General features: G+C 70.7%; 7 protein-coding genes. 3 read left to right on the plus strand and 4 right to left on the minus strand.

Annotated elements, in window-relative coordinates; all coding sequences use genetic code 11:
* Positions 1-76: 76 nt before the first annotated feature.
* Positions 77-769 carry a Crp/Fnr family transcriptional regulator gene (locus tag ACQP0N_RS24200; protein ID WP_007463121.1) on the plus strand — a complete coding sequence of 231 codons (693 nt, stop codon included), beginning with the start codon at positions 77-79 and terminating at the stop codon, positions 767-769.
* A 97-nt stretch (positions 770-866) separates the two neighbouring features.
* Here the strand turns inward: ACQP0N_RS24200 and ACQP0N_RS24205 are convergent, their stop codons facing one another.
* A complete protein-coding gene (locus tag ACQP0N_RS24205; protein WP_357126810.1) occupies positions 867-1,064 on the minus strand; it encodes a hypothetical protein in 198 nt (65 codons plus the stop codon).
* 148 nt (positions 1,065-1,212) lie between these two features.
* Between ACQP0N_RS24205 and ACQP0N_RS24210 the strand changes: the two genes are divergently transcribed.
* Positions 1,213-4,755 (plus strand): ATP-binding protein, encoded by a 3,543-nt coding sequence (locus tag ACQP0N_RS24210; protein ID WP_433114343.1) that lies wholly within the window; start codon positions 1,213-1,215, stop codon positions 4,753-4,755.
* A gap of 3 nt (positions 4,756-4,758) precedes the next feature.
* On the opposite strand, the gene ACQP0N_RS24215 is transcribed toward ACQP0N_RS24210, so the two are convergent.
* The 3 genes from ACQP0N_RS24215 to ACQP0N_RS24225 all read right to left on the minus strand — a co-directional run bounded on the left by ACQP0N_RS24215 (position 4,759) and on the right by ACQP0N_RS24225 (position 13,569).
* Entirely contained in the window at positions 4,759-5,439 is a 681-nt protein-coding gene (locus ACQP0N_RS24215) for a lysophospholipid acyltransferase family protein (RefSeq protein ID WP_433121790.1), read from the minus strand.
* Between the two features lie 290 nt (positions 5,440-5,729).
* The gene (locus ACQP0N_RS24220; RefSeq protein WP_433114345.1) at positions 5,730-6,056 is read right to left on the minus strand and encodes a hypothetical protein; all 327 of its coding nucleotides are present in this window, start codon (positions 6,054-6,056) and stop codon (positions 5,730-5,732) included.
* Positions 6,046-13,569, minus strand: coding sequence for a LamG-like jellyroll fold domain-containing protein (locus tag ACQP0N_RS24225; RefSeq protein ID WP_433114347.1), 7,524 nt, complete (start codon positions 13,567-13,569; stop codon positions 6,046-6,048). The genes ACQP0N_RS24220 and ACQP0N_RS24225 overlap by 11 nt, the downstream gene beginning before the upstream one ends.
* 773 nt (positions 13,570-14,342) lie before the next feature.
* On the opposite strand from ACQP0N_RS24225, the gene ACQP0N_RS24230 reads away from it, so the two are divergent.
* Positions 14,343-15,203: a DUF308 domain-containing protein gene (locus tag ACQP0N_RS24230; RefSeq protein ID WP_357126801.1), complete on the plus strand. Its 861-nt coding sequence runs from the start codon at positions 14,343-14,345 to the stop codon at positions 15,201-15,203.
* Positions 15,204-15,240 lie beyond the last annotated feature (37 nt).

Consider the following 15,240-nt stretch of genomic DNA (forward strand, 5'->3'; position numbering starts at 1 on the left):
TCAGTTCACCTCGTCAGGGCCATCAGGTTCACCCGGTGAGCGATTGTGTGGTCCATGACCGGGGAGGGGTTGGGCCGTGGAGATGCGCCTGCCGGAGCCGGGTGACGCGCTCACGGGTGTCGAGATGTTCGCTGGCCTGGAGCCCGAGGTGCGGCAGCGGGTCATCGCGGCCGCCGTTCCGCGCACCTACCGCAAGGGTCAGCTGCTGTTCGTCGAGAACGACCCGGGCGAGTCGCTCATCGTGCTGCGCCGGGGCGCGGTCGCCGTGTTCCGCACCGCGCCGACCGGCGAGCGGGCGGTTCTGTCGGTGATCCGTCCGCCGGACGTGCTGGGCGAGGTCTCCCTGCTGGACGCCTCCACGCGCTCCGCGTCGGCCGAGGCCATCGAGGACTGCGCGGCGCTCGCGCTCTCCCGGGGCGCGTTCATGGAGCTGGTGCACTCCAACCCACGCATCCTGGACGCGGTGATGCGGTCGCTGGGCGGGCTGATCCGCCGGCTCACCGAGCAGAACGCCGACCACGTCTTCCTCGACCTGCCGGGTCGGGTCGCCAAGACGCTGGTCCGGCTGGCCGGCGAGAGCCAGGCGCCGATGATCACGATCGAGTTGAACCAGAGCCAGTTGGCCGAGATGGCCGGCGGTTCCCGGCAGAGCGTCAACCAGGCCATCGGTTCCTTCGCCAGCCGCGGCTGGCTGCGGACCGAGGGGCGCCGGATCGTCGTCACCGACGTCGCCGCGCTGCGCCGCCGGGCGGGCATGAACGACCGCTGAGCTGCCCCACCGCCCCCGAACGCGGGGGTCGTACATCGGCAACGGCCGGGCCGCCCACGGGCGGCCCGGCCGTTGCGCTGTGTCACCGAAGTGCGGTTCAGACTCCGGGGCTGCCCGGGCCGGCCCACTTGTTCGGGCCCTTGCTGTCGCCGCCCGAGCCGGTGGACTGCTCGCTGACGATCCCCTCGGCCTGCAGCGTGGCGAGCGTTGCGGCGTCGACGTCCACGGACTCGCCCGCCGAGTGACTGACGCCCTTGCCGTCGGTCCAGTCACTCTCCAGCTTGACGTACACCATTGACCTGTCCCCCTCTGGTCGCTGATCGAAGATGTGGCGGACTGAATGTAGTCGCTCAAGCCGTTGGTGGACTGTCCACAAACCAACAGGCCGGTACCCGACAGCCCTTCCGGCGGCGATACTCCTTGCGGGCGGCGGCGCTGGGGGCGTGGCCGGTATCGCCAGTGGAGGGTGTGTCATCGCCGCGCAGTGTGGGCGCTGTGGACGCACGGCCGCCGACGGTGACCGCTTCTGCGGTGGCTGCGGCGCCGAGCTGGGTGCTGTCTGCCCGCACTGCCTTCGTCCGCTCGCCTCGGACGTCGCGTTCTGCACCTCGTGCGGGTCGCCCCGGCCGGGCACGGACCGGACCGCCACGGTCACCCCGCAGGAGGACCGCCGGCGGGTGAGCGTGCTCTTCGTCGACCTCATCGACTTCACCCCGTACGTCGAGCGCGCCGATCCGGAGCAGGTCCGCGGCATGCAGACGGGCTTCTTCTCGGCAGCCCGCCGGGTGGTCGGCCAGTACGGCGGGGTGGTGGAGAAGTACATCGGTGACGCCGTGATGGCGCTCTTCGGCGCGCCGATCGCCACCGAGACCGACGCGCTGCGCTGCGTACGGGCGGGGCTGGAGCTGCAACGGGTGCTCACCCGGTTCGCGCCGACGGGCAGCACCGAGATGCGTTTCCGGGTGGGGGTGGCCACCGGTGAGGCCCTCGTCGACGTGGCCGCCGCCCGCGACGGCGGGCAGGCCATCGTGGCCGGTGATGTGGTGAACACGGCCTCGCGGATGCAGTCGGTCGCGCCGCCCGGTGGGGTGCTGGTCTGTGGCACCACGCACGCCCTGACCAAGGACGCGATCCGCTACGAGGAGCAGCCCCCGGTCACCCTGCGCGGGCGCTCCTCACCCACCGAGGTGTGGCTCGCCCTGTCCCCGCTGCGCCGTCAGCCCACCGATCGGGAGCCGGACACCACGCCCCTGGTGGACCGCGAGCACGAGCTGGGGATGCTGGTCAACGCCCTGCACCGGTCGCTGCGCGACCGGCTGCCCCAGGTGGTGACGATCTTCGGCCGGGCCGGCATCGGCAAGAGCCGGCTGCTGCGCGAGCTGTACCGGCACACCGGCCGGCTGGTGGACGAGCCGCTCACGTGGCGGACGGGGCGCTGCCCGCCGTTCGGCGAGAACGTCACGTTCGCGGCGCTCGCCGACATCGTCAAGTCCGAGGCCGGCATCCTGGACACCGACCCGGCCGCCAGCGCGGCCCAGCGGCTGGGCACCGCCGTCGGGGAGCTGATCGGGCCGGGTGAGCGCGACCGGGTGGTTGACGCGCTGCGTCCGCTGGTCGGACTGCCCGGCACGCCGCTGCCGGCGGAGGAGGCGGAGTCGGCGTGGCGGCGGTTCCTGCTGGCGTTGGCGGCCCGGCGCCCCACCGTGCTGGTCTTCGAGGACCTGCACTGGGCCGACGACGCGATGCTGCGCTTCGTGGAACTGCTCGGGGCGGCGGCCCGTGAGGTGCCCCTCCTGCTGCTGTGCACCGCCCGTCCGGAGCTGGTCGACCGGGACCCGAGCTGGGCCGGGACCATCACGGGTTCGGTGACCATCACCCTGCCGCCGCTGCGTGACACCGGCATCGCCGCCCTGTACGCGCACCTGTTCGGCCAGGCGGCGTTCTCCGCCGAGATGCTGACGCCGCTCATCGAGGTGGCCGGCGGCAACCCCCTCTACGCGCACGAGTACGTCCGGATGCTGATCGAGCAGGGCGCGCTGCGCCAGTCCGGGCGGGGCTGGTCGCTGGACAAGCAGCTCGAACTGACCATGCCGGAGAGCGTGCACTCGGTCATCGCCAACCGGGTGGACCTGTTGGACGCCAAGGACCGGGCGGTGCTGCTCGCCGCCTCGGTGGTCGGGGTGCAGTTCTGGCCGGGCGCGGTGGCCGCCGCGCTGGGGCAGCCGGTCGAGTCGGTCGAGCGCGCGTTGCGCCGCCTCGAGCAGCGTGACTTCGTGCACGAGCAGGCCGCGTCGACGATGGCCGGGCAGGCCGAGTTCCGGTTCCGGCACGTGCTGGTACGCGACGTCTGCTACCAGCGGCTGCCCCGCACCGAGCGGGTGGCACGGCACGAGCGGGCCGCGGACTGGCTCGACGCGTTGTCGCAGAGCCGCGACACCGACCTGGCCGAGGTCCTCGCCCACCACCGCTGGGCCGCCCATGAGATCGCGCGGTCCCTCGGCATGCAGATGCAGCGGTACGCGGGTCCCGCGCGACAGGCGCTGCACCGGGCGGCCCGCCGGGCGTACGCCCTGCACGGGCTCGAGGCGGCGGCGAGCCACGCCGGCCGGGCGCTCGGCCTGGCCGACGACAGCGACCCGGTGGGCCGGCTGCAACTGGAGCTGCTGAGCACGGAGATCTCGTTCTACCGGGACGGCAACGCGTTCCTCTCCGGCGGCGGGCCGGAGCAGGTGCACGCGCTGGCCGACCGGCTGGCGGCGCACGGCGACGACGCGTGCGCCGCGCGGGCGTGGACGCTGCTCGGCCAGGCGGCGTGGCTACGCGCCGACCGGGGTGAGGCGTTGGCCTGCCTGGATCGCGCGGTCCAACTGTTCGACCAGCTATCGGACAGCCCGCAGAAGGCCGACGCGTACGCCGAGTTGGGCCGCCTGCACATGCTCAACTACGAGCGCGACTCGGCCGTGTCGGCGGCGGACACCGCGGCGGAGATCGCGGAGCGGCTGGGCCTGACCGAGACGCGGACCAACGCGCGGATCACCGCGGCCACCGCGCGCTACCAGGCCGGCGACCGGATCGGCCTGGACGAGTTGCACGCCATCGTCGAGTTCAGCCGGGCCGGTCAGCTGCTCGCGCTCCCCCGGGCCACGCAGAACCTGGCCTGGGCCATCCGCGAGGAGGGCGACTGGCTGCGCTCGAACGCCCTGCTCTCGGCTGCGCCGGCCCGGACGGCCAGCGGGCAGACGCTGACCACCAGCTATTCGGCCGAGGCGATGCGGGCCTGGTTCGAGGGTGACTTCGGTCGGCTGCTCGCCGCGGCGGAGGCGTTCGTGGACACACCGACCGGTAGCTGGGACATGCAGGTGCGGGGGCTGCGGTGCTGCCTGCTCGTGCTGCGCGACGACGAGGACCCGGCCGACCTGGCGCACGCGCTGGCCACCGCCCGGCGCAGCGGCTTCCACCGGCTGCGCTGGACGATGCTGGGGATGGCCGCGCTGTGTCGGGCGTTGCAGGAGCGCCACGCCGAGGCGGCGGAGCTGATCGACGAGCTGGAGCGGTCCTGGTCGGCGGTGCCGGCGCTGGCCAGCGGGGAGTGGATCGCCGCGGCCGCGTACGCCGGCGCCCTGGCCGGCCGGGACGCCGCGGTGCGGGTCCGGGCGATGCTGGACCGGGTCGGACATCGGACTCCGTGGTCGGAGGCGGCGTTGCGGACGGTGACGGCGGCGGTGGCGGCGGCCGACGGCGACCACCGGCGCGCGGCCGAGCTGCACCTGGCCGCCGCCGAGACGTACGGGCGGATTCCGGACGCGAGCGACCGGGTGCTGGCGCTGGCGCTGGCGGCCGCGGAACTGACCCGGGCGGGTGACCCGGCGGGTGCCCGGGTGCCCCGCGCCGAGGTGCGCACGTTCGCGCTGCGCAACGACGCGCCGGGTCTGCTGGCGCTGACCGGGCGGCCGATCAGCCCGACCGGACCGGCCGTGGCCTGTTGAGACTCAGGCGGCCACCGGCGTCTTGAGCTTCTGCGCGTAGATGTCGACGTACTCGCGGCCGGAGAGCTCCATCACCTCGTACATGATCTCGTCGGTGACCGCGCGCTCGACGAACCGGTCGCCGGCCATCCCGGCGTAGCGGGAGAAGTCCAGCGGGGCGCCGAAGCGGACGCGCACCTGGCCGATGCGGGGCAGCAACCGGCCGGGCGGCTGAAGCTCGTCGGCGTTGAGCATCGCCACCGGGACCACCACCGCGCCGCTCTCCAGGGCCAGCCGGGCCACCCCGGTCTTGCCCCGGTAGAGCCGCCCGTCCGGGGAGCGGGTGCCCTCGGGGTAGATGCCGGCCACCCCCTGGGCGCGCAGCACCCGCAACTGGGTGTCCAGCGCGGCGCGGGCGGCCTGGCCGCCGGAGCGGTCCACCGGGATGGTGCCGGTGCCGACGAAGAACATCTTCGTCAGCCAGCCCTTGATCCCCTTGCCGGTGAAGTACTCGGCCTTGGCCACGAAGGTGACCCTTCGCGAGACGATCAACGGGATGAAGATCGAGTCGAAGAAGGAGAGGTGATTGCTGGCCAGGATCACCGGACCGGTCGCCGGCACGTGGCGCAGCCCCTCCACCCGCGGGCGGAAGATCAGCTTGAGCAGCGGACCGAGGATCACGTGCTTCAACAGCCAGTAGAGCACCGGCGTCCTTTCCCGTGGTGTGCCCGCTCCCGTGGGGTGCCGCGACAGCATCGTGCCGAACGCGTCGCCGACGAGCCTACGAATCGTCAGCTCCACCCACAACGGACGAACGAGCGTCGTCCTGCAACATGACCGGTGACGCTGCGCCCCGCTGCTCGATCCCGCCGCACGCCGCCCCGCGGGCGTCTGAATGGAAAAACCTGGCGCTGGGCCCGCGAGCCACGTCGCGGGTCCCAGCGCCAGGTTCACGTCACCGCCTCCGTCACGCGACGGTGGAGCACCGCGGTCCGCTACTCGTGCGCCTCCGGACGTTCGTGCTGCTCTGCCTTCCACTGGAGGTACCGCTGGTACAACTCTTCCTCGTTGCGCCGCTTGCGGACATGCAGCACGCGGGAGGCGACGAGGAGCACGACGCCGACCCCGAGCATCAGGTAACCGATGGTCCGGTCCGAGGAGATCTTCGGCGCGGTGGCGAACAACAGTCCGAGGAACACTGCCCCCACGCCGAGGTAGAGCGCGATTCCGGGTGGCGTCTGCCGGTACTCCAGATGGTGACGGTCCGCATAGGTCTGGAACTCCGGCGGGATGTCCAATTCCTCGTACTTGTCAGTAGCCACGGGTGCCTCTCCAGTTACTGAACTGGGCGCTGCCGAACTGGATCCAGGTGTTTCGGATGGTACGCCGTGGATTGCGGTAGTACGACTCTCGCCAGGAGTAGCTCCGGTTCTTGATCTTGCTTCCCCGCCACCTGATCCGGGTCACTCCCCAACTCCGGATGTACCGGGTCTTGCGGAACGTCTTCGGAATCTTCACCCTCCGGGTGAGGCGGGCACCCGGCAGGAAAGCCTGCCCGATGTCCAGCGCGGACCCGACGATCGCCTGCCTCCTGGTCGAGCGTCCGGCCTGGTACATCCCGTACCGTCCGGCAACCGAGATGCCCGCAGCCACCGCGCCCACCGCGACGCAGGCGCCAGCGGTGGCCACCGCGCACGCCGCGAAACCGGCGATCGCCAATCCGGCCGAAACCTTGCCGCCGTGCTTGTTCCACCAGTTCCCGACACGCTTCCAACTGCGCTTCCAACCCCACCGGCCGTCGAGGTCGAAGCAGTTGACCGGATCACCGGAGCAGTAGTCGTAGTCGTTGGCGTTGCCGCCGGCGACAGGATCGACCTGCAGGAAGCGACCGAGACCGGGGCTGTAGAGCCGGACTCCCATCAGGATGATCCCGCCCAGAGCGTCGCTGGACCGCTGCTTACCGCCCAGCCACCCGTACCGCTGGTCAGCCTGCCCCGATGCGGCCACGCCGAACTCGTCGAAGTCGAAGAACTCCGGTTCGACCAGCGCGGTGTCGACGGTGGCGGCCACGTCGCCGTGCAAATTGATCAACTGAAGCCGGACGTCACCCGTGGCCGACGTCGTGGCGACAAGATCACCCTCGGGTCCGGACACGTTGCGAGTGATGTCACCCGTGACGGTGTCCTCGGTGATCCAGCGGGGCTCGTCGGAATCGTCGCCGTAATGGTTCACCTTCGACGCCGTGGTCACCCAATCCCCGTCGACCAGCGTCTCCGTGCTGAACGTCCGGAACCGGTGCGCCGGATCCAGGCTCCAGGTCCGCCGCGCGTCCGCCACCTGTTGGCGCTGCACCAGATCATTGACGAAATAGCTGTTGACCAAGCCGCCCGGCATTGCCGTGGTGCGGCCGAACGCGTCATAGCCGTACCCGTCGTCGGTCAGCCGATCCGCGCTGTCGTAGCTGTGCGACTGGCTGGAGGCGATGGTGCCCTCTTCGCAGCCACCGTCGACAGCCGGAGCGAAGCGGGTGCTTCCCGTCCGGTTCGTCCGGCTGTCGTAGCCGTAGGTCCGCGTGACGCACCCGTCGTCGACCGCACTGTCGTGCTCCGCACGGACCAGCCGCCCAGTCCGGTCGTACCCGTACGTCTTACTTCCGCCCGTGTAGGAATGGTTCACCCACTGGCCGGCGGCGTTCTCGACGACCGACTCCGAGTAGACCACCTCGTTGTCCGAGTCCCGGGTGTAGGTGCGCTCCACGGGCTGGTGGTTGGCGTCCAGGCGGTCCTCGCGGGTGAGTCCGCCGGGATACGTCATGCGGACCAGCTCCCCGTCCGGGGAGTATCGGGCGGTGAACTCGCCCGCCACGCTGTCCACGACGCTGGTGACCAGCCCGCGCGGCTCCACGTTGCGGTCATAACCATAGGTCGAGTGACCGGTCGGATCGACAACCTTCACCGACTTGCCGAACCGGTCGTACTCGGTACGCGTCGTCGCGCCGTCGGCGTCGGTGTAGGACACCAGCCGGCCGAGCAGGTCATGCTCCTTGGTGATCTTCTCGGCACCCATCGTGGACTCGACGAGCATGCCGGTGGTGGGGCTGTAGGTGTTCGTCACGGACCCGACGGACGCGCCCTCGTCAGCGGTGATCGTCGTGCTCTCCACCCGGGTGGCCGGGTCGTACGTCGTCGTGGTGGTCCGGGTCTTCCCCGCTGCGGTTTCGCTGACGATCGCCTCGTCACCGAAGCGCGTGTAGGAGACGACCCGGCGGACCGGAAGCTCCCCCGCCATCCTCGCCGGATCGTGACCGGTGACCGGGCCGAGCGGACCGGTGACGCAGGCTTTGCCGGCCCATTCGGGGCGGTTGCCGCACGCCGTGTCCTCGGAGTTCACGCCTGCCGTGTAGTAGATGGTGCGGCGGGCGCGTGCGTCGGCGCCGTTCGAATCGACACCCCAGGACCTCAGCACCCGACCGGCCGAGTTGTGGACCACGTAGCCGGTCAGTTGCGCCCCGCCCGGCCCGGCGTCGGTCACCATCTTCGTCGGCGTCCTCAGCGTCCAGCCGGAAACCCCACCATGCTCCGGGTCGTACCCCTGGCGCGTCACCCGGACATCCCCGTCGGGGTATCCGACGATCTGTGCGCTCTGCCGCTTGGTGGTGAGCAGGTGGTACGCGGCACCGTCGGGCTTACCCTCGTCGTAGACGTTGACCACGTGGCGTCGCCCGATGACCGTCGCCCCGGCGTCGAGGGCGGGGAGCGGCCCACTTCCGTCCGGATCCGCCAGCGGGTTCTCCAGCACCAACGTCGAGGTGGGCCCCACCACGTCGACCAGATCCACCCCGTCGGAGCTGTACGTATTGACGGTGGACAGCGCGAGCGCGCGCGCCGCCGGGTCGGAGCCGGCCAGGCCCAGCTCGGCCAGGTTGGCGGCGGCGTTGGGCAGGGTACCCAGAGCCAGCGCCCGGTCGGTGGCCTCCAACTGCCGGATCACGTTTCCGAAGCGGTCGTACTCCTTGGTGTCGATGTAGCCGCCCGGGGTGGCGGTGTTGACCTCCTTACCCCCGGCGGAGAGGTAGTGGACGGTGGCGTACTGGTAGCCGTTGGTGCCCGGGGTGGCGGGGGTGGCGCTGTTTCGGCCGGGGTTGTCCTCGGGCCCGAACACGGCGGTCGCGTCGGTGGGCAGGTCGACCTGGCCCCAGGTGGAGATGGCGGCCGAGTCGAGGTTGTAGGGGCCACCGGCACCCTGGGTCAATGGGACGTTGTAGACGACGGTGGTGGCGACCTCCCCGTCGGTGGCCGTCTTCGAGCCCTGCGCAAGGGCGGCGCGACGTGCCTTGAGCAGCTTTCCGGCATTCTCGTCGCCGGCCAGGTCGGCGACCTGGGCGTCGGTGAGGGCCCTGCCGTAGACACGGACGTCGTCGATACCGCCGTGCCAGATGTTCGCGGCGGCGCCGGCCCACTTGGCCCGGCCGACCACGTATCCACCGGTGGCGTTCCAGCCACCGACCGCAGCGGTGGTGGTCTGCAGAACGCCGTCGACGTAGAGCTTCATCCGACCGCTGGCGGTGTCGTAGACGCCGGCCAGGTGGGTCCACCTGCCAAGCACGGGAGCGGTGTTGGAGGTGGCCCGGACCGGGGTGGCGCTGTCGCTGTCGGCGCTGACCCGGGAGAAGGCCCACCGGTCGTCGGCGGCGACGTAGTTGAGGAAGAAGCCGCTGGTCCGCGACCCGTCCTTGGACACCGCCGTGCGGTTGACGGACTTGTCGGTCAACCGCACCCAGGTCGAGACGGTGTAGGAGGCGGTGTTGGACAGGGCGGTTCCGGCGACGCTGATCTGCTGGCCGGTGCCGCCGGTCAACACGGCGGCCAGGTCGGCCGGGTTGTCCGGGTCGTTGCCCTGCGCCCAGGACACACCGGACGCCATGGTTCCGGTGCGACCGCCACCCGAGGAGTCGGCGACGCTGGTACCGGAGCCCGCGTCGAGGTCCCAGCGCAGCGCTGCGGAGTCGACGTCGGGGTTGCCGTAGTCGAAGTTCCACGGCAACTCCCCGGGCGAGGTGACCTTGGCGACCCGACCGCCCGCGTACTCGTAGGCAGTCTTCAGCGCCGGGCTGACCCGTGGGTCCCACACCTCCCTCAGCTGCCCCAGGTTGTCGTATGCGTACCGCGCGATGTAGGTGGCCGTCACGGCGGAGGTGCCCGCGTCCCAGGTCCACAACTTCACGCCGGAGACACGGTCGGTGTAGTCACCGAAGACGCTCTGGCTCAGCCCTGACGTGGTCGACGTCGCGTACTCGTACTCGAGCACCTCGCAACCGCGCGCCGGGGTGGCGGTGGCGCAGTCACCAACGCCCGGCTCGACCGGGTTGATGATCTTCTTCAGCAGCAGCCGGCTGCCGGCGGTGTCGTAGACGTACCGGGACGTGCTGTCCGAGTCCGCCGTCCAGGACGACGTGGCCGCCCAGGCGGCGCCCTGCTGGGTGAACTCGGTGATCGTGCCGTCCAGCTCGGTCAGCCGGTAGGCGGTGCTGCCGACCTTGCTCAGTACCAGGCCCTCGGAGCCGGGCTCCGGGGTGAAGGTCGTGCCGTCGGAGTTCCTGGCGAAGGTGATCCAGCCGCCGCCAATGGTGTTGACCTGGGCGAGGGAGGGCTCCGGCAGGGTGAGTGTGGTGTAGTCCACCTCGGCGCCGCCGGTGGTGCCACCGGTCCAGGACGGGCCGAACGGGGCGACGATCTCGGTGACGGAGAGGTTGTCCCAGTAGACCTTGCGGCCGGAGCCGCCCTGCATGCCGTTGTAGAGCCGGAAGAACGCCTCGGTCGCACCGGCCGGGACGGTCATGTCGACCGACAGTTCCTGCCAGCCGTCGGTGTAGCCGGCCATCGGGGAGGTGACTTCGGTGTAGGTGCTGCCGACCTTGTGGAAGCCGACGATCCGCAGACCCCGCGCACCGTACGCGGGCACCAGCCCGGTTGCGGCGGGCACGTAGATCCAGCCGGTCATCCGGTACGTCCGGCCAGGGCTCATGCTCAGTCGCATCCCGCCGCCGTCACCGCCGACCGCCACATAGGTGTCGTTGCTGGTCGTGGTGACCGGCGTGATCTCCAGTGAGTCGGCCGGGGTGGTCTCACCCTGGCCGCGGGCGGTGGAGCGCACCGCTGACGACGTGGAGGGGACGGTGAAGCCGGTCAGGTCGGTGGAGACCTGCTGCTGATTGGCGGTGAGGCGTTGCGCCATCTGCTGGTAACCGTCGGCGGGGTTGCGGGACGAGGCCGATCGGGTGACCGACAGGCCCAACTCGTCGGCGTCGGTGGCGGACAGCGCGTAGTCGCCGGTGAGCAGGTTGACCGAGCCGGGGCCGGCCTCATCGCCAGCGGCGCCGTCGCCGCTGGAGTCGACGCTGACCCGGACCCACGGAATGGTGTAGGCGGGCGTGGTGCCGGTGGCGGTGTAGAGGTGCGCCCGGACCTCGACGACACCGCCGATCAGGCCGAGGGTGTCGGTGGCGTTCCAGATCGCGTAACCGCCGAGCGTCGACAGAGCTACCGGACTGGTGGCGGTGGCGGTGATCGGTGCGCCGGTGGCGGAGGTGAGGTTCGCCGACGGAACCGTCAGGGTGGCCCCACCGGGTCCTCGTCGGTACTCGAAGTAGGTGCGGGTGTATCCGCTGACGGGGGTGGTGATGCGCAGCTTGGTCCGCTTGACGATCGTCGCGCCGGGCAGCGGCTCGGCGAGCGCGGCGTTACCGGCGTCGAAGACGTAGAGGTTGGGGTTGGACAGGTTGCCGGCGGAGTCCTTCGCCTGAACGGTCAGCGTACGGTGTCCGTCGCGCGGGGCGAGGGTCACCGACTTCGCGCCGGTCGCCGCGACGGTGGTCGCCGCGCTGTCGTAGTCGAACTTGTAGACGAACGCGGCGAGGTCGGTGCTGCCGCTGGCCGGGGTAAACGTGAACGTGTCGGACTGGCTGGCGCCGCCGTGCGGCTGCCCGTCGTTGACGTAGATCGACGCCGACACGAACGGCACACCGGGCTTGTCGGTGTCCACCGTCAACGGCGTCCACGCCGTCCATCCGCCGTAGTTCCACGGATCCTTACCGCGGACCTGCCACTCGTACTGGCTGCCGTTGACCAGGTCGACAGGCACCTGCCAGGACGCCGTGGAGCCGTTCGTCCAGGCTGGGCTGCCGGAGCGCAGACCGGATGAACTGACCACCGCCTGGGTGGCCTTGTTCCGCACCACGAACTCGGCCTGCAGGGTCTGGCCGGCGTTCGCGTCGGCGAGCTTCGCCGACAGCGTCGGACGCAACGACGAGGTTCGCGCGCCGGAGCCACACGTGGTGTAGCAGGGGGCGACCGCAAGGGCGGACGGCGCGGACGGCGCGCTGTTGTAGGTGATGGTCAGCAGCGGCGGATGACTGCCCTCGGCGGAATCGAACCGCTTCCAGCCCGCCGTCGAGCTCTCCGAAGTGGCCCGCAGCATCACGCTGGCGCTGCTCAGGTTGTTGTCCGCGCTGTGCTGCAACGCACCGCCGACCTCGACGTAGACGTACCCGTCACCACAGGACGAGTTGTAGCCCCGGGTTTCGGTCGAGGTACCGACCTTCGCCCGAGCGGTGGGCTGGTTGGTCCATCGCACCGACGAGTCGACCGTGTCCGTGCGCCAGGCCTCCCAGGACGCGGCCGTGCACGACCACGAATGGTAGTTCCACAACCGCAGCTTGGCGGTGATGATCCGGCTGCCGCCGAACCCGCTCGTGTTGAACCGCAGGTAGGAGCGGGCGTAGAAGGTGCCGCCGTCGTTGGAGTAGCCCAGTTTCAGGTCCGCCGAGCCCGATTGGTCGCTGGAGTAGGTGTTCTGCACGAACGCGTCGAACGACGGCGACAGTGACGTCGGCGGGTCGATGGTCACCGGGAACGTCAGGTCGGGCCGGGCAAGGAAAGCCTTGTCCGGGGTCAACTCCATGACGGTACGACCACCGGAGGCCGTCGTCCGCAGGGCCACCGGAGCGTGGTTGACATGCTCGCCGGAGAGCGGTGAGACCTTCGCGTCCCACATCAGCGGCGTCTGCGCCCGCCCGACCTGTCCACCGCGGGGGTTCTTGAAGACGACGCCACCCATCCCGTCGTGGGCCACGGTCAGCTTCCCCGTGTTCAGGGGCAGCTTCAGCGCGCGGACGTGCGCCAGACCGGCCCGGTCCTTGACCACGACGTGCTGTTCGTACCCGGTCGAGTGGGCGTGGAAGACCAGGTCGACGCCCGGCCGCACCTCCGGATAGGTGACCGTACGTCCGTCCAACACCGGCTCGGGCAGCGAGCCCTGCCAGGCGAGCCCGGTGCGGTCGGCACCGGTCCCGAGCGAGGCGACCTCGTGCTCCCCGCCGCCGGAGGCGGCACCGGAGAAGGTCAGGCCGCGCGGGTGCGCCTTCGGGACGATCATCCCGTCGGCCCGACGCTGCAAGGTGAGGTCGACCGGCACCCACGTGTTGTCGCCCAGGCGTACCCGCACCGGGGCCTGCGCCTGCTCCTGCGTGAGCGTGCCGTCCGGGTTGGCGAACACCTGCGTCGTCTCGGAGCGGCGGTTCGCCACCTCCACACGCGCGGCGCACAGTCGGGCCGCCACCGCCGCGGACACCTCGTCCGGACGATCGTCCGGGCAGGTCGGCTTCGACTGCGCTGCCGGCTTCGGTGCTGCTGCCGCCGGCCGTTCCGTCCGCCTCGGCACGTCTGACATGCTCGCCACGAGGACGATCACCAACAGCAACGTCACACGTCGCGCCCAGCGGGCGAAAGCCCCGCGCGTCAACGCGACGAACACGCCGGTACCCAACGGCTCTTCCACGACAGCCCCCGTATTTCGCCCAGGTTTCGGCGCAGCTTAGGAATGCCGTCGGGGTCGATCAATGCGTTGACGATGGCGATTGCAGGAGTTAAAACCCGTGATCTTTTGTGGTCGGACCTCCGCTAATGGTGCTGATCCACCGGAACGGATCGATCGGATTCATCCGACAGGTGCTCGTCACTCGGAGTACGGTCCGGCGGGCGGTTCGCCGCCGACCGACCCCGAGAGAGTCGGCCGCCGCCTGCACCTGGATGTTTCGGCGTCATGAACCTGCCTCGTCACGGCGGGTGATCCGAGATTCACCGGGGACACTCCCGCCGTCAGCTGACACCCACACCACGATGTGTCCGAGGTCACAGCGAATCGGGGCTCCGGACGTCGAGAAAACGTGCGTCCGATCGCTGCGGTAGGCCGGAATTCTTGTCGAGGCAGCCGACGGTCCTGGCCATCCAACCGATGGTGCGGTCGCCCGGGATCGTTCTGGGACCGTTTGCCGGGCGGCGACCAGGTGGACGGCGGTCAGCATGTCGAGGTCGCTCGACCACAGCCGTATCGAGCTCGACCGCACCCATATCGAGATAGCACTCGTTGCGCAAGAACGGACAAAGAACCCCCGCCGCGACCTGCGACGGCAGCCCCGACTTTCCAAGACGCGACACAACGCACTCCCGGAACCGGCCCCTGACGTGTCACGATTCAGAGCACGGCGTGCGCACGGGCGTCGAGGGGGCGCAGGTGGCCGCGCCGCAGGGCGCGTTGAGGAGGATGGCCGGGTGTCAGCGGGTGGGGCCCGCCGGGGACGGCGGGACAACGGGCTCGACGCGAGCGAGTACGCCGTCGTCGGCGATGTCGATCCGCGCGTCGGCGAGCACCTGCTCGACGTGCTGGCCGCCGGCGGGATCGCCGCCTACCTGCAACCGTCGGCCGACCTCAACCCGGTCACCCGTACCACGACCGTCCCGGCCCGCCCGGTCGACCGGCTCTACGTCGACCGTTCGCACCTGCGGACCGCCCGCGACTACCTGACTCAACTCGCCGACGAGAGCGCCCCGGAGCAGCCCCCGGCCCGCGACGAGCCGGACATCGACGCGGAGTGGGCCCGGATCGTGGCCGGTTTCCACAGCACTCCCTCGACCACCGACGAGCGGCCCTGGCCGGCCGCGGAGGACGTGGACGAACGTGACGACCGGGACACCCGGGACGAGCCGACGGCCGGTCCGCTCGCCCGCTCCGGCGTCGACGAGGCCGGGCCCACCGCGACCGACGTCCGTCGGCTGCCGTCGGCGACCGACTTCTCCGGGATCTCGGTCGGCCGCAACAGCCGCGACGACGAGCCCTCACTGCTGGACGGTCTGGACACCTTCGGCGCCGACCTGCCGGACGACGACGAGGACACCTACCACCCGCCCCCGCCGCCGCCGCTGCCCCGCGTCTCCAAGTACGCGGTGGTCGGCGCGCTCGCCGTGGTCGTCGGGTTCGTGCTCTTCCTCTTCCCGTCGCTACTCCCGATCGACCGCTCGGCGGTCACCCTGTTCGGCTTCACGGGCATCCTGGCCGGTTTCGTCACGCTGATCTGGCGGCTGCGCCCCGGTGACGAGGAGGACGACGACCCGGACAACGGCGCCGTCGTCTGACCCAGCCCGCATCGCGGGACGCGACCGCCCTCACTCG

It is taken from the genome of Micromonospora sp. CA-246542, from assembly GCF_050942905.1.
GTDB lineage: Bacteria > Actinomycetota > Actinomycetes > Mycobacteriales > Micromonosporaceae > Micromonospora.